Below are 15,185 nucleotides of genomic sequence, written 5' to 3' on the forward strand. Positions count from 1 at the left end.
TGACCGCGTGGCGGCTGCCGCTGGACGCCCGGGTGCGCGCCGCGGCCGCCGACGGCATCCGCTCGGTCCTCATCGCCCCCGGCATCGTGCACGGCCGCGGCCTGGGCCTGCCGAACCTGGTCAAGGACGGTCCGCGCACCGACGACGGCGCGCTGGTGCTGCCCGGCAGCGGGGAGCAGCACTGGACGACGGTGCACACCGACGACCTGGCCCGGCTCTACGTCGCCGCGCTGACCGGCGCCGCGCCCGGTTCCTACCACCTGGGCGTGAGCGGGCAGAACCCGGCGGTTCGCGAGATCGGGGAGGCCGCGCTGCGCGGCGCCGGGCAGGAGCTCCGCACCGTGCCGTCCACCGACGCCGAGACCGAGGACCGGCTCGGCCCGCTGGCCGGCGCGTTCGACCTCGACCAGCAGGCCACCGGCGCCCGGGCCCGCGCCGAGCTCGGCTGGAAGCAAACCGGCCCGTCGCTGCTCGAGGACCTCAGCTCCGGCTCGTACGCCGCCGCCTGACCACCGGTCCGCCGGCGCTCGTGCTCTGCTGCCTCCCGGGCAGCAGAGCACGAGCGTGCGCGGAACTGTTCTGCCGGCCGGTCCGGGAGAGCACACTGCCTGGCGCGGGGGGACAACTCCGGGAGGGGCACGCCGTGTTCGAGCCGATGTCCGAGCACCCCCACGTCACGGTCGTCCGCACGGCCTACGACGCCTTCGCCAAGGGCGACCTCACGGCCCTCGACGAGGTCCTCGCCGAGGACGTCCGGTGGCACCTGCCCGGCCGCAACCAGTTCTCCGGCACCTACGCGGGCCCGCCGGCGGTCTACGAGATGTTCGGCCGGCTGATGGCGGCGACCGAGGGGTCCTTCCGGATCGAGGTCCGCACCGTCCTCGCCGACGACGAGCACGTCCTCGCCCTGGTCGACGTCACGGCGCGCAGCGGGGAGCGGTCCTGCGCGGTCACCGACGTGCACGTGTGCCGGATGCGGGGCGGCCGGATCGCGGAGTTCTGGGCGACCGCCGGCGACCAGTACGCCCTGGACGCCGTCCTCGGCTGAGGCTCAGCCGGCGCCGGGCGGCAGAGCCGCCCCCTCGTCCTTGAGGACGACGCCGGACGCGCCCAGCTGCCGGGCGGCCTGCAGCAGCGCGGCGAGAGTGTCCGCGGCCTGCGGGTAGGACAGCCCGTGTGGCGGGCGGACGTTGGAGATGCAGTTGCGCTCGGAGTCCGCCCGGCCCGGCCGCGGGTCGTGGGTCAGGTAGAGCCCCAGGCTGTCCGCGGAACTCAAGCCCGGCCGCTCCCCCACCAGCACGACGACGATCCGCGCGCCCAGCGCTTCCCCGACCGGGTCGCCAAGGGCCACCCGCGCCTGGTGCGCCAGCACCAGCGGGGCCACCGACCAGCCGGGGAGCCGGTCCAGCACCGCCGCCACCGTGCCGGCGGCGTGCTCGTGCACCGCGCGCGGGCTCAGCCCGTCGGCGAGCACCAGCGCCAGGTCGTGGTCACCGGCGGGCAGCTCCGTGCCGTCCGCGAGCCGGCGGCCGAGGTCCGGTCGCTGCAGGTAGGTCGTGCGGTCCGGCGCCTGGCTGCGCACCTCGAGCAGCGGCAGGCCGACGCCGGCGTCGGCGAGCGCGGCGCGCACCCGGTCGGCGTCCAGCGGGGTGTGCACGGCGTCCCGGGCGACGGCGTGCGCGGCCCGGAACTCCAGCTCGCGCCCCGTGGGCAGACCGTCCCCGGCCCGGCCGAGCGCCACCCGGGCGCGGGTGGCGCCGCGCAGCAGCGACCAGGGGTCGTTGTCGACCGCGCTCACCGGGCGGCCGCCAGGAGCGCGCGGACCGCGGGGGCGTCGGCGGCGAGCTCGCGCACCCGGCCGTCGTCCCCGAGGAGGTCCATCCGGGCCAGCCACGCCTCGAACTCCGGCGCCGGCCGCAGGTCCAGCACCGAGCGGGCGGCCAGCACGTCCTGGAACGACAGCGACTGGTAGTGCAGCATCACGTCGTCCGACCCCGGGACGGCGATGACGAACGAGCAGCCCGCCGCCCCGAGCAGCAGGGTCAGGGTGTCGGTGTCGTCGCCGTCGACGTCGGTGTGGTTGGTGTAGCAGACGTCCACGCCCATCGGCAGGCCGAGCAGCTTGCCGCAGAAGTGGTCCTCCAGCCCGGCGCGGACCACCTGCTTGCCGTCGTAGAGGTACTCCGGGCCGATGAAGCCGACGACGGTGTTGACCAGCAGCGGGTCGAAGTGTCGGGCCACCCCGTAGGCGCGGCACTCCAGCGTCTGCTGGTCCACCGCCCGGCCGTCGACGCCGTGGTGGGCGTCGGCCGACAGCGCCGAGCCCTGCCCGGTCTCGAAATAGGTGACGTTGCGCCCGACGGTGCCGCGGCCCAGCTCCAGCGCGCCGGCCTGCGCCTCGGCCAGCAGGTCCAGGGTGACGCCGAAGCCCTTGTTGCCGGCCTGGGTGCCGGAGACGGACTGGAAGACCAGGTCGACCGGGGCGCCGGCCTCCAGCGCCCGCAGCGTGGTGGTCACGTGCGCGAGGACGCAGGACTGGGTGGGGATCTCGTAGCGGCTGATGACCGCGTCGAGCAGCTCCAGCAGGGCGACGGTCTGCGCCGGGGAGTCGGTGGCCGGGTTGATGCCGATGACGGCGTCCCCGCTGCCGTGCAGCAGGCCGTCGAGGACGGAGGCGGTCACGCCCACCGGGTCGTCGGTCGGGTGGTTGGGCTGCAGCCGGGAGGCCAGCCGCCCGGGCAGCCCGATCGTGCTGCGCAGCCCGGTGACCACCCGGGTCCGGCGGGCGACGGCCACCAGGTCGGCGTTGCGCATCAGCTTGGAGACCGCCGCGACCATCTCCGGGGTCAGCCCGCGGGCCAGCCCGGAGATCGCCGCCTCGTCCCGCTCCGCGGCCCGGGCCAGCAGCCACTCGCGGAACCCGCCCACGGTCAGCGACGCCACCGGCGCGAAGGCGGCCGGGTCGTGGGTGTCCAGGATCAGCCGGGTGACGTCGTCCTCGTCGTAGCCGACCACCTGCTCGGTGAGGAAGGTGGCCAGCGGGACGTCGGCGAGGGCGTACTGGGCGGCCACCCGCTGCGCCTGGGACTCCGCGGCCACGCCAGCCAGCACGTCGCCGGAGCGGGCGGGGGTGGCCTTGGCCAGCAGGTCCGACAGCGAGGCGAACTCGAAGGTGTGCCCGCCGAGGGTCTGCCTCCGGATCGTCACCGGACCTCCTCGTCGGCTGCGGCGAGCGCGGCGAACTCCTCCTCGGGCGCGGACGCCACCAGGTGGTGCCGGCTGTAGAGCGCGAAGTACGCCAGGAACAGCGCGTACGCGGCGAGCGTCCAGAGCGCGGCGGTGACGTCGACCAGGAAGGTGGCGACCACGGCCGCCGCGGCCAGCACGAGGGCCACGCCGGTCGTCGCCACCCCACCCGGGGTGCGGTAGGGCCGCGGCAGGTCCGGCTCGCGACGCCGGAGCACGATGTGGCTGACCATCATCAGCACGTAGGAGACCGTCGCGCCGAAGACGGCCATGTTGAGCAGCATCGCGCCCTGCCCGGTCAGCGACAGCACGAAGCCGATCGCCCCGGGCACCAGCAGCGCCAGCACCGGTGCCTTGCGCCCGTTGGTGACCGACAGCGCGCGGGGCAGGTAGCCGGCCCGGGACAGCGCGAAGGTCTGCCGCGAGTAGGCGTAGATGATCGAGAAGAAGCTGGCGACCAGGCCGAACAGGCCCGCGTAGTTGACCACCCGGGTCAGCCCGTCCGAGGCCCCGGCCGCGGCGAGCGCGTCGACCGGCGGGTTGCCGGACTCCGCCATCGCGGCCGAGCCGCCGGCGCCGGGGGTGAACACGAGCATGAGCACGGCGAGCACCACGAGCACGCCCATCGCCGCCACGATCCCGCGGGGCATGGCCCGGGCGGGGTCGCGGGCCTCCTCCGCGGCCAGCGGCACGCTCTCCACCGCGAGGAAGAACCAGATCGCGAAGGGGAAGGCCGCCCAGATGCCGAGCACGCCGTAGGGCAGGAAGTCCGAGGCGCCGGCCGCGTCCGTGGGGGCGATGTCGAGCAGGTTCGCCAAGTCGAACTGCGGCACGGCGCCGACGAGGAAGACCACCAGGCCGAGCAGGGCGACGACGGTGACGGCGAACATCGCCTTGAGCGCCTCGCCGACGCCCAGCAGGTGGATGCCGATGAAGAGCGCGTAGACGGCCAGGTAGACCCACCAGCCGTCGGTGATGCCGAACAGGCCGAGGGACTCGACGTAGGCACCGATGAAGGTGGCGATGGCGGCCGGCGCGATGGCGTACTCGATGAGCACGGCGATGCCGGTCGCGTAGCCGCCCCAGGGCCCCAGCGCCCGGCGGGCGAAGGTGTACCCGCCGCCGGCGGTCGGCAGCGCCGACCCCAGCTCGGCCAGCCCGAAGACCATCGCCGTGTACATGACCGCCATCAGCACGACGGCGATGAGCAGCCCGCCGAAGCCGCCCTCGGCCAGCCCGAAGTTCCAGCCGGCGTAGTCGCCGGAGATGACGGCGGAGACCCCCAGCCCGGCGAGCAGCAGCCACCCGGCCGTCCCCGAGCGCAGTTCGCGCTTCTGCAGGTACCCGGCGTCCACCGCCTCGGTCTCCACCCCCCGCCCGGGTGCGTGGGCTGATCGGGCAGCGGGCTCGGCGGTCATCGGGTGTCCTTCGGCTCGGGGCCTCTCGGAGCGGGCCGGGCCAGCCTGTTCCGCCCGCTCCCCCCGGTCAACGGGGTGCGGCGCATCGGAACACGTTGTTCACGCCCGCCCGAGCAGCTCCCCGGCCAGCTGCGCGGCGTACGGGTGGCCGAACAGGCCCGGCAGGCCGCCGGTGTGCAGGAAGACCGTGCGCCGGCCGGGCCGCACCGAGCCGTCGGCGACCGCGGCGGCCAGCCCGGCCAGCGCCTTGCCGGTGTAGACCGGGTCGAGCACCAGGCCCTGGGTGCGGGCGGCGGTGGTCATCGCGGCGGCCGCGGCGTCGGTGAGCTGCCCGTAGCCCGCCCCCACCTGGTCCCGGCGCAGCCGGAGATCGCCGACGGTCGCGCCGAGCGCGGTGGCCAGGGCGGTGACCCGGACGTCGGGGTCGTCGACCGCGCCGGTGTCCACCCCGAGCACCCGTTCGGCGCCGAGCCCGGCGACCAGGCCGGCCATCGTCCCGCCCGAGCCGACCGCCACGACCACGGTGTCCAGGCCGGGCAGCTGCTCGGCCAGCTCGGCGGCGCAGGCCAGGTAGCCGCGCGCACCGGTCGGCGTCGAGCCGCCCAGCGGCAGCACCGCGGGCACCTCGCCGTCGCCGCGCAGCTCCTCGGCCACCGCGGCGACCCGCGCGTCGACGTCCTCGCCCGGTCCGACGACCACCACCCGGGCGCCGAACAGCTCCTCCAGCGCGAGGTTGCCGGCCCGGGCGGCGTCCGCCTCGCCGAAGAGCACGAGGACGGCGCGCAGGCCCCGCACCGCCGCGGCCGCCGCGGTCATCCGGGCGTGGTTGCTCTGCACCCCGCCGCTGGTGACCAGCACGGTGGCGCCGCCGGCCTCGGCCTCGCCGACCAGGTGCTCGAGCTTGCGGACCTTGTTGCCGCCGGCGAAGGAGGTGAGGTCGTCCCGCTTGACCCACAGGTCGTCCGGCTGCAGGCCCAGGGCCGCCGCCAGCCGGGGCGCGGGGTCCAGCGGGGTCGGCCACGGGGACAGGCGCACGGGAGCGGTCGTCACCCGGCCAGCCTCCCCCACCCGCAGGGGTGTGCCGCACGGAGGTGTGGGCCAGACTGCGGGCATGGCACTGGACGCGCCGGTCACCGCCGTCGTCTTCGACGTCCTCGGCACGTTGCTGGACGAGGACCGGGCGCGGGCCGACGCGGTGCGGCGGGCCCTCCCGCAGCTCGCCGACGGCGCCGCCGGGCTCGCCGCCGAGTGGGACGAGCGCGGCGGCCGGGTCCGGGCGGCCATCGCGGCCGGGGAGCTGCCGTTCCAAATGGCCGACGACGTGGAGCAGGCGGCCCTCACCGAGGTCCTCGACGCCCACGGGCTGCAGCTGCCCGGGCGGGAGACGGCCGAGCTGGCCCGCTTCGGGTACCGCATCGAGCCGTTCCCGGGGACGACGGAGGCGCTGGCCGCACTCCGCGCCGAGCTGCCCGTCGTCGCGCTGACCAACGCCGGGCTGGGCCAGGCGGGCGCCATGTTCGCCAACGTCGGGTGGGAGTGGACCGCCGTCGTCTCGGCCGAGTCGGTGGCCGCCTACAAGCCCGACCCGCGGATGTACCGGCAGGCCCTGGAGGTGCTGGGGCTGCCGGCCGAGCAGGTCGTGCTCGTCGCCGCCCACCCCTGGGACCTCCGGGCCGCCGCCGGGGAGGGCCTGCGGACGGCCTACCTGGACCGCGGGACGGGCGGCGACGGCAGCGGCTTCGACCTGACCGGCCCGGACCTCGCCGCGCTGGTCGGTCAGCTGACCTCGAGCACCCGCAGGTCGCGGACGTATCTGCCGGTGCCGCGGCGCACCTTTGTCGCCGCCGGCTGCAGCGCGTCGCCCACGGGGCGCAGGACCACCGCCACCGGACGACGACCGAAGAGCACCGGCTGCGCCCAGCCGGCCCGCGGCAGCGAGGGCCGGCGCAGCGCGGAGCCCTCGATGCCGAGCACCAGCACGGCGGCGAGCACGGCCATCAGCGCGACCGTGCCGAGCGCGGTGGGCAGCCCGGCGTGCTCGGCGAGGAACCCGATGACCGGCGGGCCGCCGAGCAGGCCGGTGTAGCCGACGGTCGTGGCCAGCGCGACGCCGGAGGGCCCGCCGAGCGCGCCGGCGCGGGCGATGGCGAGCGGGAAGACGTTGGCCAGGCCCAGCCCGACGAGCACGAAGCCACCGAGCGCCACCGGCAGCGACGGGGTCAGCACCGCGGTCAGCGCGCCGGCGGCGGCGACCAGCGCCCCGCCGACCAGCAGCCGGCGCTCGCCGAGGGCCCCCACCAGCCGGCCACCGGCCAGCCGGCCGACCGCCATCGCCGAGGAGAAGGCGGCGTACCCGGCCGCGGCGAGCGCGGGGGCGGCGTGCAGCTGCTCGCGCAGGTGCAGCGCGCCCCAGTCCGACAGCGCGCCCTCGCCGTAGGCGGTGGCGCCGGCGACCGCGCCCAGCACCACCAGGACGGCGGTCGGCCGCGGGCCGGCGTCTGCGCCGGCGCCGGGGGCGACCTGCGCGGCGCCGCGGGTGCCGGCGTCGGCGCCGGCCAGCACCGGTCCGGCCCAGGCCATGACGGCCAGGCCCAGGACGGCGACGGCGAGCAGGTGCGGCAGCACGCCGACCAGCGCGGACGCGAGGCCGCCGAGCAGCGCGCCGAGCAGCCCGCCGGCGCTGAAGGCGGCGTGCAGCCCGGACAGCAGCGGCCGGCCGGCGCGGGCCTCGACCTGCACGCCGACGCTGTTGGCGGCGACGTTCACCGCGCCGGTGGCGGCGCCGAACACCAGCAGCCCGGCGCAGAGCGAGGGGACGCCGGTGGCGAAGCCGGGCAGCACGGCGCAGGCGCTGGCGGCGATGCCGGCCACCGCGGCGGTGAGGCCGGTGCCGAACCGGGCGCACAGCGCGCCGGTCAGCTGCATGCAGGCGAGGGCGCCCAGGGACAGGCAGAGCAGGGCCACGCCGAGCGCGGTGTGACCGGCGCCGGTGGCGGCGCTGACGTCGGGGACGCGGGCGGCCCAGCTGCCGAAGACGAAGCCGTCGAGGGCGAAGAGGACGGCGACGGCCGCCCGCAGCCGGGACGGCGAGGGGTCGGGGACGGAAGGACGGACGAGGACAGCACGGAGCATGGAAGACCTTCAGGGGGTGTACGCGCGGCACCGCAGTGCGACGGGCGGGGGTCGGAGAGCACACGACCTCGGGCGCTGACTCCACGGTGCCATGCACACGTGAGCGGCGTGTGTCAATGCCGTGTCCAGCAGGCGTGAGTGTCCCCACGTCGCTGTCCCGCTGGTCACAGTCCCGCCTCCGGTTGCCGCCACCGGCCGCTGCCGTGAGGGTCAGGGGATGACCGGGACCTTCTCGCGCGGACTGATCGCCGGCGCTGCCGGCACCGTCGCGCTGCACGCCGCCACGTACCTCGACATGGCCGTCCGCGGCCGCCCGGCCAGCACCGTCCCGCAGCAGCTGGTGGACGCGATCGCCGACGCGGCCGGCACCGAGGTGCCCGGCCGCGGGGCCACCCGGGACGCCCGGCGCCGAGGGCTGGGCGAGCTGGCCGGCATCGCCAACGGCGTGGGGCTCGGGGTGGTGTTCAGCCTGGTCCGCTCGGCCGGGGTGCGGATGCCGTTCCCGGTCGGCGCCGTGGTGAAGGGCGCCGCCGCGCTGGCCGCCACCGACGTCCCGGTCGCCGCCCTCGGCGTCAGCGACCCGCGGACGTGGTCGCGCGAGGACTGGATCGCCGACGCCGTGCCGCACCTGGCCTACGGCGCGGTCGCGCAGGCGGTGGTGGCCGGGCTGCCGACGCGGCAGGAGCAGGTGCTCCCCCGCCGGTCCGCGTCGGCCGGGCTGGTCGGCCGGTCGCTGCTGCTGGGCGTGGCCACCGGCGGCCGCAGCTCGCTGGGCCTGGCCGCGCCGGCGCTGACCGGGGCCGACAACGGCGCGCTGAAGAAGCTGTCCGGTCTCGCCGCGGTCGCCGGCGAGCTGTACGCCGACAAGCAGCCGGGCACACCGGCCCGCACCGATGCGGGCGTGCTGCCCGCCCGGCTGGCCAGCGGCGCGGCGGGCGCCGGGCTGCTCGCCAAGCGGCAGGGCGCCAACGCCGCGCTGCCGGTGCTGGCCGGGATCGCCGGCTCCGCCGCGGGGTCCTTCGGCGGGCTGGCCTGGCGGACGTGGGCCGGGAAGCGGATGCCGGCGCTGCAGGCCGCGCTCGTCGAGGACGGCGCTGCGGTGCTGCTCGCGCTGGCCGCCTGCCTGCCCGGCCGGCGTCGCTCCACCCGGCTGACCCTGGTGTCGACGCCGGCCTGAGGCTCAGCCGCTCAGCCCTGCCAGGCCGGGTCCCGGCCGGTGAGGCCGAGGGCCCGGTCGAAGGCGGGGGCGTCGGTGGGCACGGGCACCTCGGGTCCGTACCAGCCGCCGTCCCGGCCCATCTGGGCGACCGGCTGCACCGCGGCGAGGGTGGCCGCGCCCAGCTCGGCGGGGACCTCATAGGGCGCACCGACCGCCCGGGCGAGGTCCCAGCCGTGCAGCACGAACTCGGCGAGCATCAGCGGGCCGACCACCTCGGCGGGCATCGGGGTGGTGCCCATCAGCGTCTCGCCCTCCCACGCCGCCGGGTCGGCCCAGGCGTCGGCGGCGGTGTCGAGCTCGGCCGGGACCGCGGCCGCCCACCGCTCCACCGGTACGCCGTCGAGGAAGGGCGCCGGGGTGAGGCTGCTCCAGTCGTGCTCGAGCGGCATGCGGGTGGCCGCCCGCTGGGACAGCACCGCGGCCCAGGCCAGGTGGTCGACCAGGGCGCGCACGTCGTAGTCGCCGCACGGGGTGGCCGCGGTGAGCTGGTCGGCGGTGACCGCGCGGAGCGGCCCGGCGGCCAGATCGGAGGCGGCCCGCACGGCGGTGGTCGGCGACAGGGTCTCGGTCATGCCACCAGCGTGCACCCGGCGCCGTCCCGGGTCTTGTACTTCCCCGACAGGCGCCGGGTCAGCGCTGCGCGGCTGCGTCGGCGGTGGCCAGCAGCCAGCCCGGGCCGGTGACCCGCGCGGCACCGGGGAGCCGGTCGCGCAGCCCGCGGTCGGCGGTGACCACCAGCAGGTCGTCGTCCCCGTCGGCCAGCTCGGCGGCGGCGGCGGCCAGCGCGTCGTCACCGCTGCCCTCGGCCCGCACCACCCGCACCCCGGCCGGCGCCGCGACGTCCCGGGCCCGGCCCTCGACGACCGCGACGAGCGCGGTCACCGGCACCGGTGCGCCGTCCGGTCCGGGCGGCGCCGTGCCGGGCAGCGCCGCGAGCCGGTCGAGCAGCCGGGCGGTGGCGCCGGCCCGGTCGCGCCACCAACCGTCGGGGCGCGCGCCGACGGTGTTGGCGACGTCGACGAGCAGGACCGTCACCGGCGGCGGGAGGTGCCGATCGCAGCCGCGCCCGCGGCGAACAGCAGGCCCACCACGGCCAGCCAGAACAGGCCCTTGAGGACGAAGCCGATGACGGTCATCGCGATCCAGACCGCGAACAGCACCAGGACGAGGAGCAGGAAGGGACGCACGAGCCGACCGTAGGCCCTGCGGGCGCCGCTCAGCTGCCCTCGGCCGCGCCCGCCCGCCAGTAGCCCATGAACGCCACGGACGAGCGCGGGACGCCGAGGTCCCGGACGAGCCGGCGGCGCAGCGCCTTGACCATCCCGGCCTCGCCGGCCAGCCAGGCGTAGCAGCCGTCGGCACCGGTCTCCGGCACCTCCCACAGGATGCCGCCGGTGAGGTCGACGTCCTCCGGCTCGACGCCGGCGGCCGCTGCCGCGACGCCCAGCTCGCACAGGGCGGCGTGCACCGCGGGACCGAGGGCCTCGCCGCGGGCCCGGGAGCCGCGGATCAGCCAGCGGACCTCGACGCCGGGCGGGACGGCGAGGGAGAGCACGTCCCCGGCCTCGGGGACCTCGAGGACGGCGACCGCCCGGCGACCCGCGGGCAGCGCCTCGACGATGGCGCTGATCGCCGGGACGGCGGTCTCGTCGCCGGCGAGGAACAGGGTGCCCTCGGCGGGCGGCGCCCACTCGACTCCCCACGCGCGACCGGTGCCGGGCCGGTCGGGCCCGAGGAGCACGACCGGGTCGCCGGCGACGGCGGCGGCCGCCCAGCTGGCGGCGGGGCCGGGGCGGCCGTCCTCGACGCCGTGCAGCACCAGGTCGACGTCGAGCTCGCCGAGCTGCGGCCGGGCCGCGCGCACGGTGTAGGTGCGCAGGAACGGGCGCACGGAGTCGGGCAGCGCGCAGTACTCCTGGTACCAGCCCGGGCCGTCGGAGAGCAGCTGCCGGACCGGCCCGCCGTCGCGGGAGAGCACCAGCTTGATCCGCTGGTCGGCGCCCCCGACGCCGAAGCCGGTGAGCTCCGGACCGGCGACGGTCAGCCGCAGGAAGCTGGGGCTCAGCCGCTGGACCCGGGTGACCCGGGCGGAGAAGAAGCGGTACGACGGCGCAGCGGGCTCGACCAGCGGGGGCGCGGGCCGTGCGGTGGTGGCCGTCGTCATCGCGGGTCTCCCGGGGTTCAGCGTGACCGGCACGGGCGCGACCGGACGTTGGTGAGGCTAGCCTAACCAGCACGCCGAAGGGAATGGCCGCCCCCGGACGGGCTGCTCAGCGGGCGAGCTCCGCGCAGATCGCGTCGGCCACCGCGTCGGGGTCCTCGTGCTCCCAGAACCGCAGCACCCGCCAGCCGAGGCCGGTGAGCACGCCGTCGGTGCGCCGGTCACGCGCGACGTTGGCGGCCAGCTTGGCTGCCCTCGGCCCCTCTGCAGGGGCCCGCCGCGAGCCTGCGAGCGGTGGGGGGCAGAGGGGTCCTTCGTCCGTCGATGAAGACGACCAGCTTGCGTCGCTTCCAGACGATGTCGCCGCGGGCGCGGGTCTCCCGGCAGGGGCGGACGTCAACGCGGTAGCGGACGCCGCGGGCGTGCAGCCGCCGGCGGACCGCCAGCTCCGGCACGGTGTCGCGGCGCCCCTGCCGGCGGAAGCGGGCCCGCACCGTCGCGGATGACGGGGCGGGGGCCAGCCGCAGGTCGACGGCGGCCTCCCCGCTCATCCGCCGACGGTCTCCAACGCGGGCGCGGTGGCCGTCTCGACCAGCCGGCACAGGCCGTTGACCAGGCGGAGCTGCTCCGGCGTCTGCACCGGGGAGGTGAGCAGTGCGGGGCTGCCGACCAGGTAGGCGACGGTCTTGGCGCGGGACAGCGCGACGTTGAGCCGGTGCCGGTCGAGCAGGAAGTCCAGCCGGCGCGGCACGTGCGCACCGCTGGAGGCGGCCAGCGAGAAGACCGCGACCGCAGCCTCCCGGCCCTGGAACTTGTCCACCGTGCCCACCTCGACCGCACCGAGCCCGACCGCGGCCAGCGCGCCGCGCACCTGGTTGACCTGCGCGTTGTACGGCGTCACCACCAGCACGTCGGCCGGGCCCATGACCCGGTCGACCCCGCCGCCGTGCCAGGAGCAGCCCATCAGGTCGCCCACCAGCGCGGCGACCACGGCCGCCTCCTCGGCGGAGGCCGCGCCGTTGCCCTCGTGCTCCACCGGCACCCAGCCGATGCCCGCCGGCGCCGCCCAGCGCGCCGGTGCGTCCAGCCGGTTGCCGGCCGTGACCGGTGAAGGCTGCAGCTCGCCCCGGTAGGAGAGCGCGGAGACGACCCGGCAGAGCGCCGGTGCCATCCGCCAGCTGCGGTCGAGGAAGACGCCGCGGTCGGCCGGGAGCACCTCGTCGTCGCCTAGCACGTGCTGCAGCGCGGAGACGTCGGCGCCGTCGGGGTGGATGCCCTTGCCGGGCTGGCGCAGCTGCTGCGGGTCACCGAGGAGCACCAGGTTGGTCGCGGCCCGGCTCACCGCCAAGGCGTTGGCCAGCGAGAGCTGGCCGGCCTCGTCGACGACCAGCACGTCGAGCCGGCCGGCCAGCTCGGGCCGGGCGAACAGCCAGGAGGTGCCGGCGACCAGGTCGACGTCACCGGCGTCGAGCGCGTCGACGACCTGGCCGTTGCTGCCCACGCACTGCACGTCCGCGTCGCTGCAGCGCTGCAGGTCGTCGGCCTTCTGCAGGGCGCGGACCGGCACGCCGGCCTCGCGGGCGGCCGCCATCACCGCGTCGAGCAGGTTGCCGATCACCTTGTGGCTGGAGGCGGTGACCCCGACCCGCTTCCCGGCGCGCACCAGGTCCACGACCGCGCGCGCCCCGGTGTGGGTCTTGCCGGCGCCGGGCGGGCCCTGCACCGCGAGCACGCCGCCGTCCAGCAGCCCGGCGAGCCGGCGGACGGCGTCCGCCGCACCCTCCCCCGCCTCCCGCACCGGCACGCCGGCCGGCTTTCGCGGGGGGCGGCGGAGCAGCAGGTCGCGGGCCGCCCGCAGCGGCCCCGGGCCGTCGATGCCGCCGGCGGCCACCTGCTCGCCGAGGTCGTGCAGCACCGCGCGGAAGACCTTGTCGCTGGGCGGGGACGTGGGCAGCAGCCCGGTCGGGTGCTCGAGGCCCGCCGCGCTCCGGCGGGCCAGCACCACCCAGCCCGCGGTGGGGTCGACGTCGACGACGGAGCTGGTGAGCCGGCGGCCGTCGGCGGTGGGCAGCAGGTGCTCCAGCCGGTTGCCGGCCGACGCCTTGGTCTCCTGCGGCGGGAAGCGGTAGCGCCAGTGCTGGGAGCCGCGGTCCGCACCGACCAGCTCCGGCGCCTCCAGCGGGCCGAGGGCGGCGGTCTCCCGCTCGAGCTCGTCGGCCGGGAGGTCGCGGAGCCGGAAGTACTCCCACCAGGCCGACCGGGCCTCGCGGGCGTGCCACCCCAGCTGCTGGGCCAGCAGCCAGGTCGCCTGCTGCTCCGCGGTGCGGCCGGTGTCGGGGAGGTCGGCGGTGAGCCGCTCCTCGAGCCCCTCGCGCAGCTGCTGGGCCGCGGCGTTCTCCGCCGACCCCTCCGGGTCGCCGTCCTCCGGGCGGCGCAGCAGCGCACCGGAGGCCAGCAGCTCGGTGCGGCGGGCCTCCAGCCAGTCGCGCAGCTCGCGGGTGGAGACGCAGTCGTCGCGGTTGTAGGCCTCGATCTGGTCCAGCAGCGTCTGGTCGCGGGTGGCCAGCCAGCGCTCGAAGGCGACGATGCTCTCCCCGGCGTCGGAGACCTCCGCGCCGTGGGCCCGGACGTGCCCGCGGTAGTAGTCCTCGACCTGCTTGATCGAGTACGACTCCTTGCTCAGCCGCAGGCCCTGGCGGACCACGGCGTACAGGTCGACGAGCACGTCGGCGCGGAGCAGCCGGTCGACCTCGGCCTCCCGGGTGCGCAGCCGCGCGGACAGGGTCTTCAGCCGGGTCGGCTCGTAGGGCGCGTAGTGGAAGACGTGCATCGTCGGGTCGGCGGCGTGGGCAGCGCAGAGGTGGTCGACGAGCTGCTCGAAGGCGGCGCGCTCGGCGGCAGACTGGTCCTGCGCCGCCGGGTCGCAGCCCCAGAAGGCGGTGAACTCCCCTGCGGTGTCCAGCACGCCCCACAGGTACTCGAGCCCCGCGTCGCCGGCGAACGGGTCGCCCTCGATGTCGAAGAAGAGGTCGCCGGCGCTGGGCGGGGGCAGCAGCTCGAACCCCCGGCCGTGCTCGCGGGCCAGGAACTCGTAGGACGGCACCCCGCTGGCCCGCTCGGCCAGCTGCAGCCGGGCCTGCTGGGTCAGGCGCTCGCGCGAGCTCCGGCCGATCGCGTCGGGCAGCTCCTCGGGCCGCCGGGTGCCCAGCGCGGCCACCGTCGGGATGCCGGCCTCGACCAGCGCCGTGGCGTGGTCCCGCCGCATCGAGGCCACCAGCGACAGCGAGTCCTCCTCCCGCCAGCGGGCGGTGCAGGTCTCCCGCCACGGGCAGACGCCGCAGTGCGCGTTGGGGTAGGGCGCGGCCAGCTCGCCGTCGGCCAGCCGCTCGAGGAACCGGGCCCGGGCGGTGCGGGTGTAGGCCTCGGCGTCGGCGTAGCGGAACACCAGCTCCTGCTGGTCGCCGGTGACCACGGTGAGCAGCTCCGGCGGCACGCCCTGCAGCCCGGCGAGCAGGTCGCCGTAGAGCGCCATCTGCAGCAGGGCCGGGACCTTGATCCGGCGGGCGAGCTTGGTGTCGGCGACGTCGTAGGCCCACGGCCCGAGGTCGCTGGGGCGCTCGGTGCGGAGCAGGAAGTCGGCGTGCCCGCGCCAGGTGCCGTCGAAGAAGGTGGCCTGGTAGACGACGTCGACCCCCGCGCGCATGGCGGCGAGCGTGTCGGCCTGGGCCTGGCGCAGCGCGGCGGCGTCCTTGCCGCGCGGGCCGACGATCTCCACGACCGACAGCCCCCGGTCGCGCAGCCGCTGCACGTGCCGCGCCTCGTGGTCGATGCCGTGCCGGGCGACCAGCTCGGTCATCGGGTCGGTGGCGGTGGGCCTCGGCCGCTCGCCGCGGGCCACCTCCAGCGACAGCCGGGTCAGGTGCTCGCACTCCAGGAACCCGGTGAGGTCGCCGGCGCTGACGACCAGCCCGGTGTCGGACACGTACACGGCCACTCCCCCCGCACCGGG

General features: G+C 76.9%; 14 protein-coding genes and 1 pseudogene. 4 read left to right on the plus strand and 11 right to left on the minus strand.

The window, feature by feature from the left end:
- Positions 1 to 32 precede the first annotated feature (32 nt).
- Positions 33 to 509 (plus strand): Rossmann-fold NAD(P)-binding domain-containing protein, encoded by a 477-nt coding sequence (locus MODMU_RS18880; protein WP_014741970.1) that lies wholly within the window; start codon positions 33 to 35, stop codon positions 507 to 509.
- Positions 510 to 643: 134 nt separating this feature from the next.
- Entirely contained in the window at positions 644 to 1,048 is a 405-nt protein-coding gene (locus tag MODMU_RS27230) for a nuclear transport factor 2 family protein (protein ID WP_014741971.1), read from the plus strand.
- A gap of 3 nt (positions 1,049 to 1,051) precedes the next feature.
- Here MODMU_RS27230 and eutC read toward each other — a convergent pair whose 3' ends face one another.
- The 4 genes from eutC to MODMU_RS18905 all read right to left on the minus strand — a co-directional run bounded on the left by eutC (position 1,052) and on the right by MODMU_RS18905 (position 5,714).
- Positions 1,052 to 1,798 carry an ethanolamine ammonia-lyase subunit EutC gene (gene eutC, locus MODMU_RS18890; RefSeq protein WP_014741972.1) on the minus strand — a complete coding sequence of 249 codons (747 nt, stop codon included), beginning with the start codon at positions 1,796 to 1,798 and terminating at the stop codon, positions 1,052 to 1,054.
- Positions 1,795 to 3,207 carry an ethanolamine ammonia-lyase subunit EutB gene (locus tag MODMU_RS18895; RefSeq protein ID WP_014741973.1) on the minus strand — a complete coding sequence of 471 codons (1,413 nt, stop codon included), beginning with the start codon at positions 3,205 to 3,207 and terminating at the stop codon, positions 1,795 to 1,797. Before MODMU_RS18895 ends, eutC begins: the two co-directional genes overlap by 4 nt.
- Positions 3,204 to 4,664: an ethanolamine permease gene (gene eat / locus MODMU_RS18900; protein WP_014741974.1), complete on the minus strand. Its 1,461-nt coding sequence runs from the start codon at positions 4,662 to 4,664 to the stop codon at positions 3,204 to 3,206. The genes MODMU_RS18895 and eat overlap by 4 nt, the downstream gene beginning before the upstream one ends.
- A gap of 99 nt (positions 4,665 to 4,763) precedes the next feature.
- Positions 4,764 to 5,714 (minus strand): pyridoxal-phosphate dependent enzyme, encoded by a 951-nt coding sequence (locus tag MODMU_RS18905; RefSeq protein ID WP_041795447.1) that lies wholly within the window; start codon positions 5,712 to 5,714, stop codon positions 4,764 to 4,766.
- A gap of 61 nt (positions 5,715 to 5,775) precedes the next feature.
- On the opposite strand from MODMU_RS18905, the pseudogene MODMU_RS29715 reads away from it, so the two are divergent.
- Positions 5,776 to 6,354, plus strand: a pseudogene (locus MODMU_RS29715) (HAD-IA family hydrolase); the annotation flags it as partial.
- 86 nt (positions 6,355 to 6,440) lie between these two features.
- On the opposite strand, the gene MODMU_RS18915 reads toward MODMU_RS29715, so the two are convergent.
- Positions 6,441 to 7,796: an MFS transporter gene (locus tag MODMU_RS18915; protein ID WP_014741977.1), complete on the minus strand. Its 1,356-nt coding sequence runs from the start codon at positions 7,794 to 7,796 to the stop codon at positions 6,441 to 6,443.
- A 217-nt stretch (positions 7,797 to 8,013) separates the two neighbouring features.
- Here MODMU_RS18915 and MODMU_RS18920 point away from each other — a divergent pair, with 217 nt between their 5' ends.
- Positions 8,014 to 8,973 carry a hypothetical protein gene (locus MODMU_RS18920; RefSeq protein WP_014741978.1) on the plus strand — a complete coding sequence of 320 codons (960 nt, stop codon included), beginning with the start codon at positions 8,014 to 8,016 and terminating at the stop codon, positions 8,971 to 8,973.
- An 11-nt stretch (positions 8,974 to 8,984) separates the two neighbouring features.
- Here the strand turns inward: MODMU_RS18920 and MODMU_RS18925 are convergent, their stop codons facing one another.
- The 6 genes from MODMU_RS18925 to MODMU_RS18950 form a co-directional block, all read right to left on the minus strand.
- Entirely contained in the window at positions 8,985 to 9,587 is a 603-nt protein-coding gene (locus MODMU_RS18925; protein WP_014741979.1) for a TIGR03086 family metal-binding protein, read from the minus strand.
- 58 nt (positions 9,588 to 9,645) lie between these two features.
- Positions 9,646 to 10,050 carry a hypothetical protein gene (locus MODMU_RS18930; RefSeq protein WP_041795449.1) on the minus strand — a complete coding sequence of 135 codons (405 nt, stop codon included), beginning with the start codon at positions 10,048 to 10,050 and terminating at the stop codon, positions 9,646 to 9,648.
- Complete coding sequence (locus MODMU_RS28675) at positions 10,047 to 10,202, minus strand: hypothetical protein (protein ID WP_166503344.1); 156 nt, start codon at positions 10,200 to 10,202, stop codon at positions 10,047 to 10,049. The genes MODMU_RS18930 and MODMU_RS28675 overlap by 4 nt, the downstream gene beginning before the upstream one ends.
- 29 nt (positions 10,203 to 10,231) lie before the next feature.
- Positions 10,232 to 11,179 carry a siderophore-interacting protein gene (locus MODMU_RS18940; protein WP_014741980.1) on the minus strand — a complete coding sequence of 316 codons (948 nt, stop codon included), beginning with the start codon at positions 11,177 to 11,179 and terminating at the stop codon, positions 10,232 to 10,234.
- A 218-nt stretch (positions 11,180 to 11,397) separates the two neighbouring features.
- Positions 11,398 to 11,727: a PDDEXK family nuclease gene (locus MODMU_RS18945; protein ID WP_014741982.1), complete on the minus strand. Its 330-nt coding sequence runs from the start codon at positions 11,725 to 11,727 to the stop codon at positions 11,398 to 11,400.
- Positions 11,724 to 15,164 carry a TM0106 family RecB-like putative nuclease gene (locus MODMU_RS18950; RefSeq protein ID WP_014741983.1) on the minus strand — a complete coding sequence of 1,147 codons (3,441 nt, stop codon included), beginning with the start codon at positions 15,162 to 15,164 and terminating at the stop codon, positions 11,724 to 11,726. The genes MODMU_RS18945 and MODMU_RS18950 overlap by 4 nt, the downstream gene beginning before the upstream one ends.
- Positions 15,165 to 15,185: the final 21 nt, after the last annotated feature.

Source organism: Modestobacter italicus, assembly GCF_000306785.1.
Taxonomy (GTDB): Bacteria; Actinomycetota; Actinomycetes; order Mycobacteriales; family Geodermatophilaceae; genus Modestobacter; species Modestobacter italicus.

What these genes read in the sequence shown, in the direction of transcription:
- MODMU_RS18915 (WP_014741977.1), bottom strand. Translation starts at nt 7,796, where the DNA reads ATGCTCCGTGCTGTCCTCGTCCGTCCTTCCGTCCCCGACCCCTCGCCG.
- MODMU_RS18920 (WP_014741978.1), top strand. Translation starts at nt 8,014, where the DNA reads ATGACCGGGACCTTCTCGCGCGGACTGATCGCCGGCGCTGCCGGCACC.
- MODMU_RS18945 (WP_014741982.1), bottom strand. Translation starts at nt 11,727, where the DNA reads ATGAGCGGGGAGGCCGCCGTCGACCTGCGGCTGGCCCCCGCCCCGTCA.
- eat (WP_014741974.1), bottom strand. Translation starts at nt 4,664, where the DNA reads ATGACCGCCGAGCCCGCTGCCCGATCAGCCCACGCACCCGGGCGGGGG.
- MODMU_RS18940 (WP_014741980.1), bottom strand. Translation starts at nt 11,179, where the DNA reads ATGACGACGGCCACCACCGCACGGCCCGCGCCCCCGCTGGTCGAGCCC.
- MODMU_RS18925 (WP_014741979.1), bottom strand. Translation starts at nt 9,587, where the DNA reads ATGACCGAGACCCTGTCGCCGACCACCGCCGTGCGGGCCGCCTCCGAT.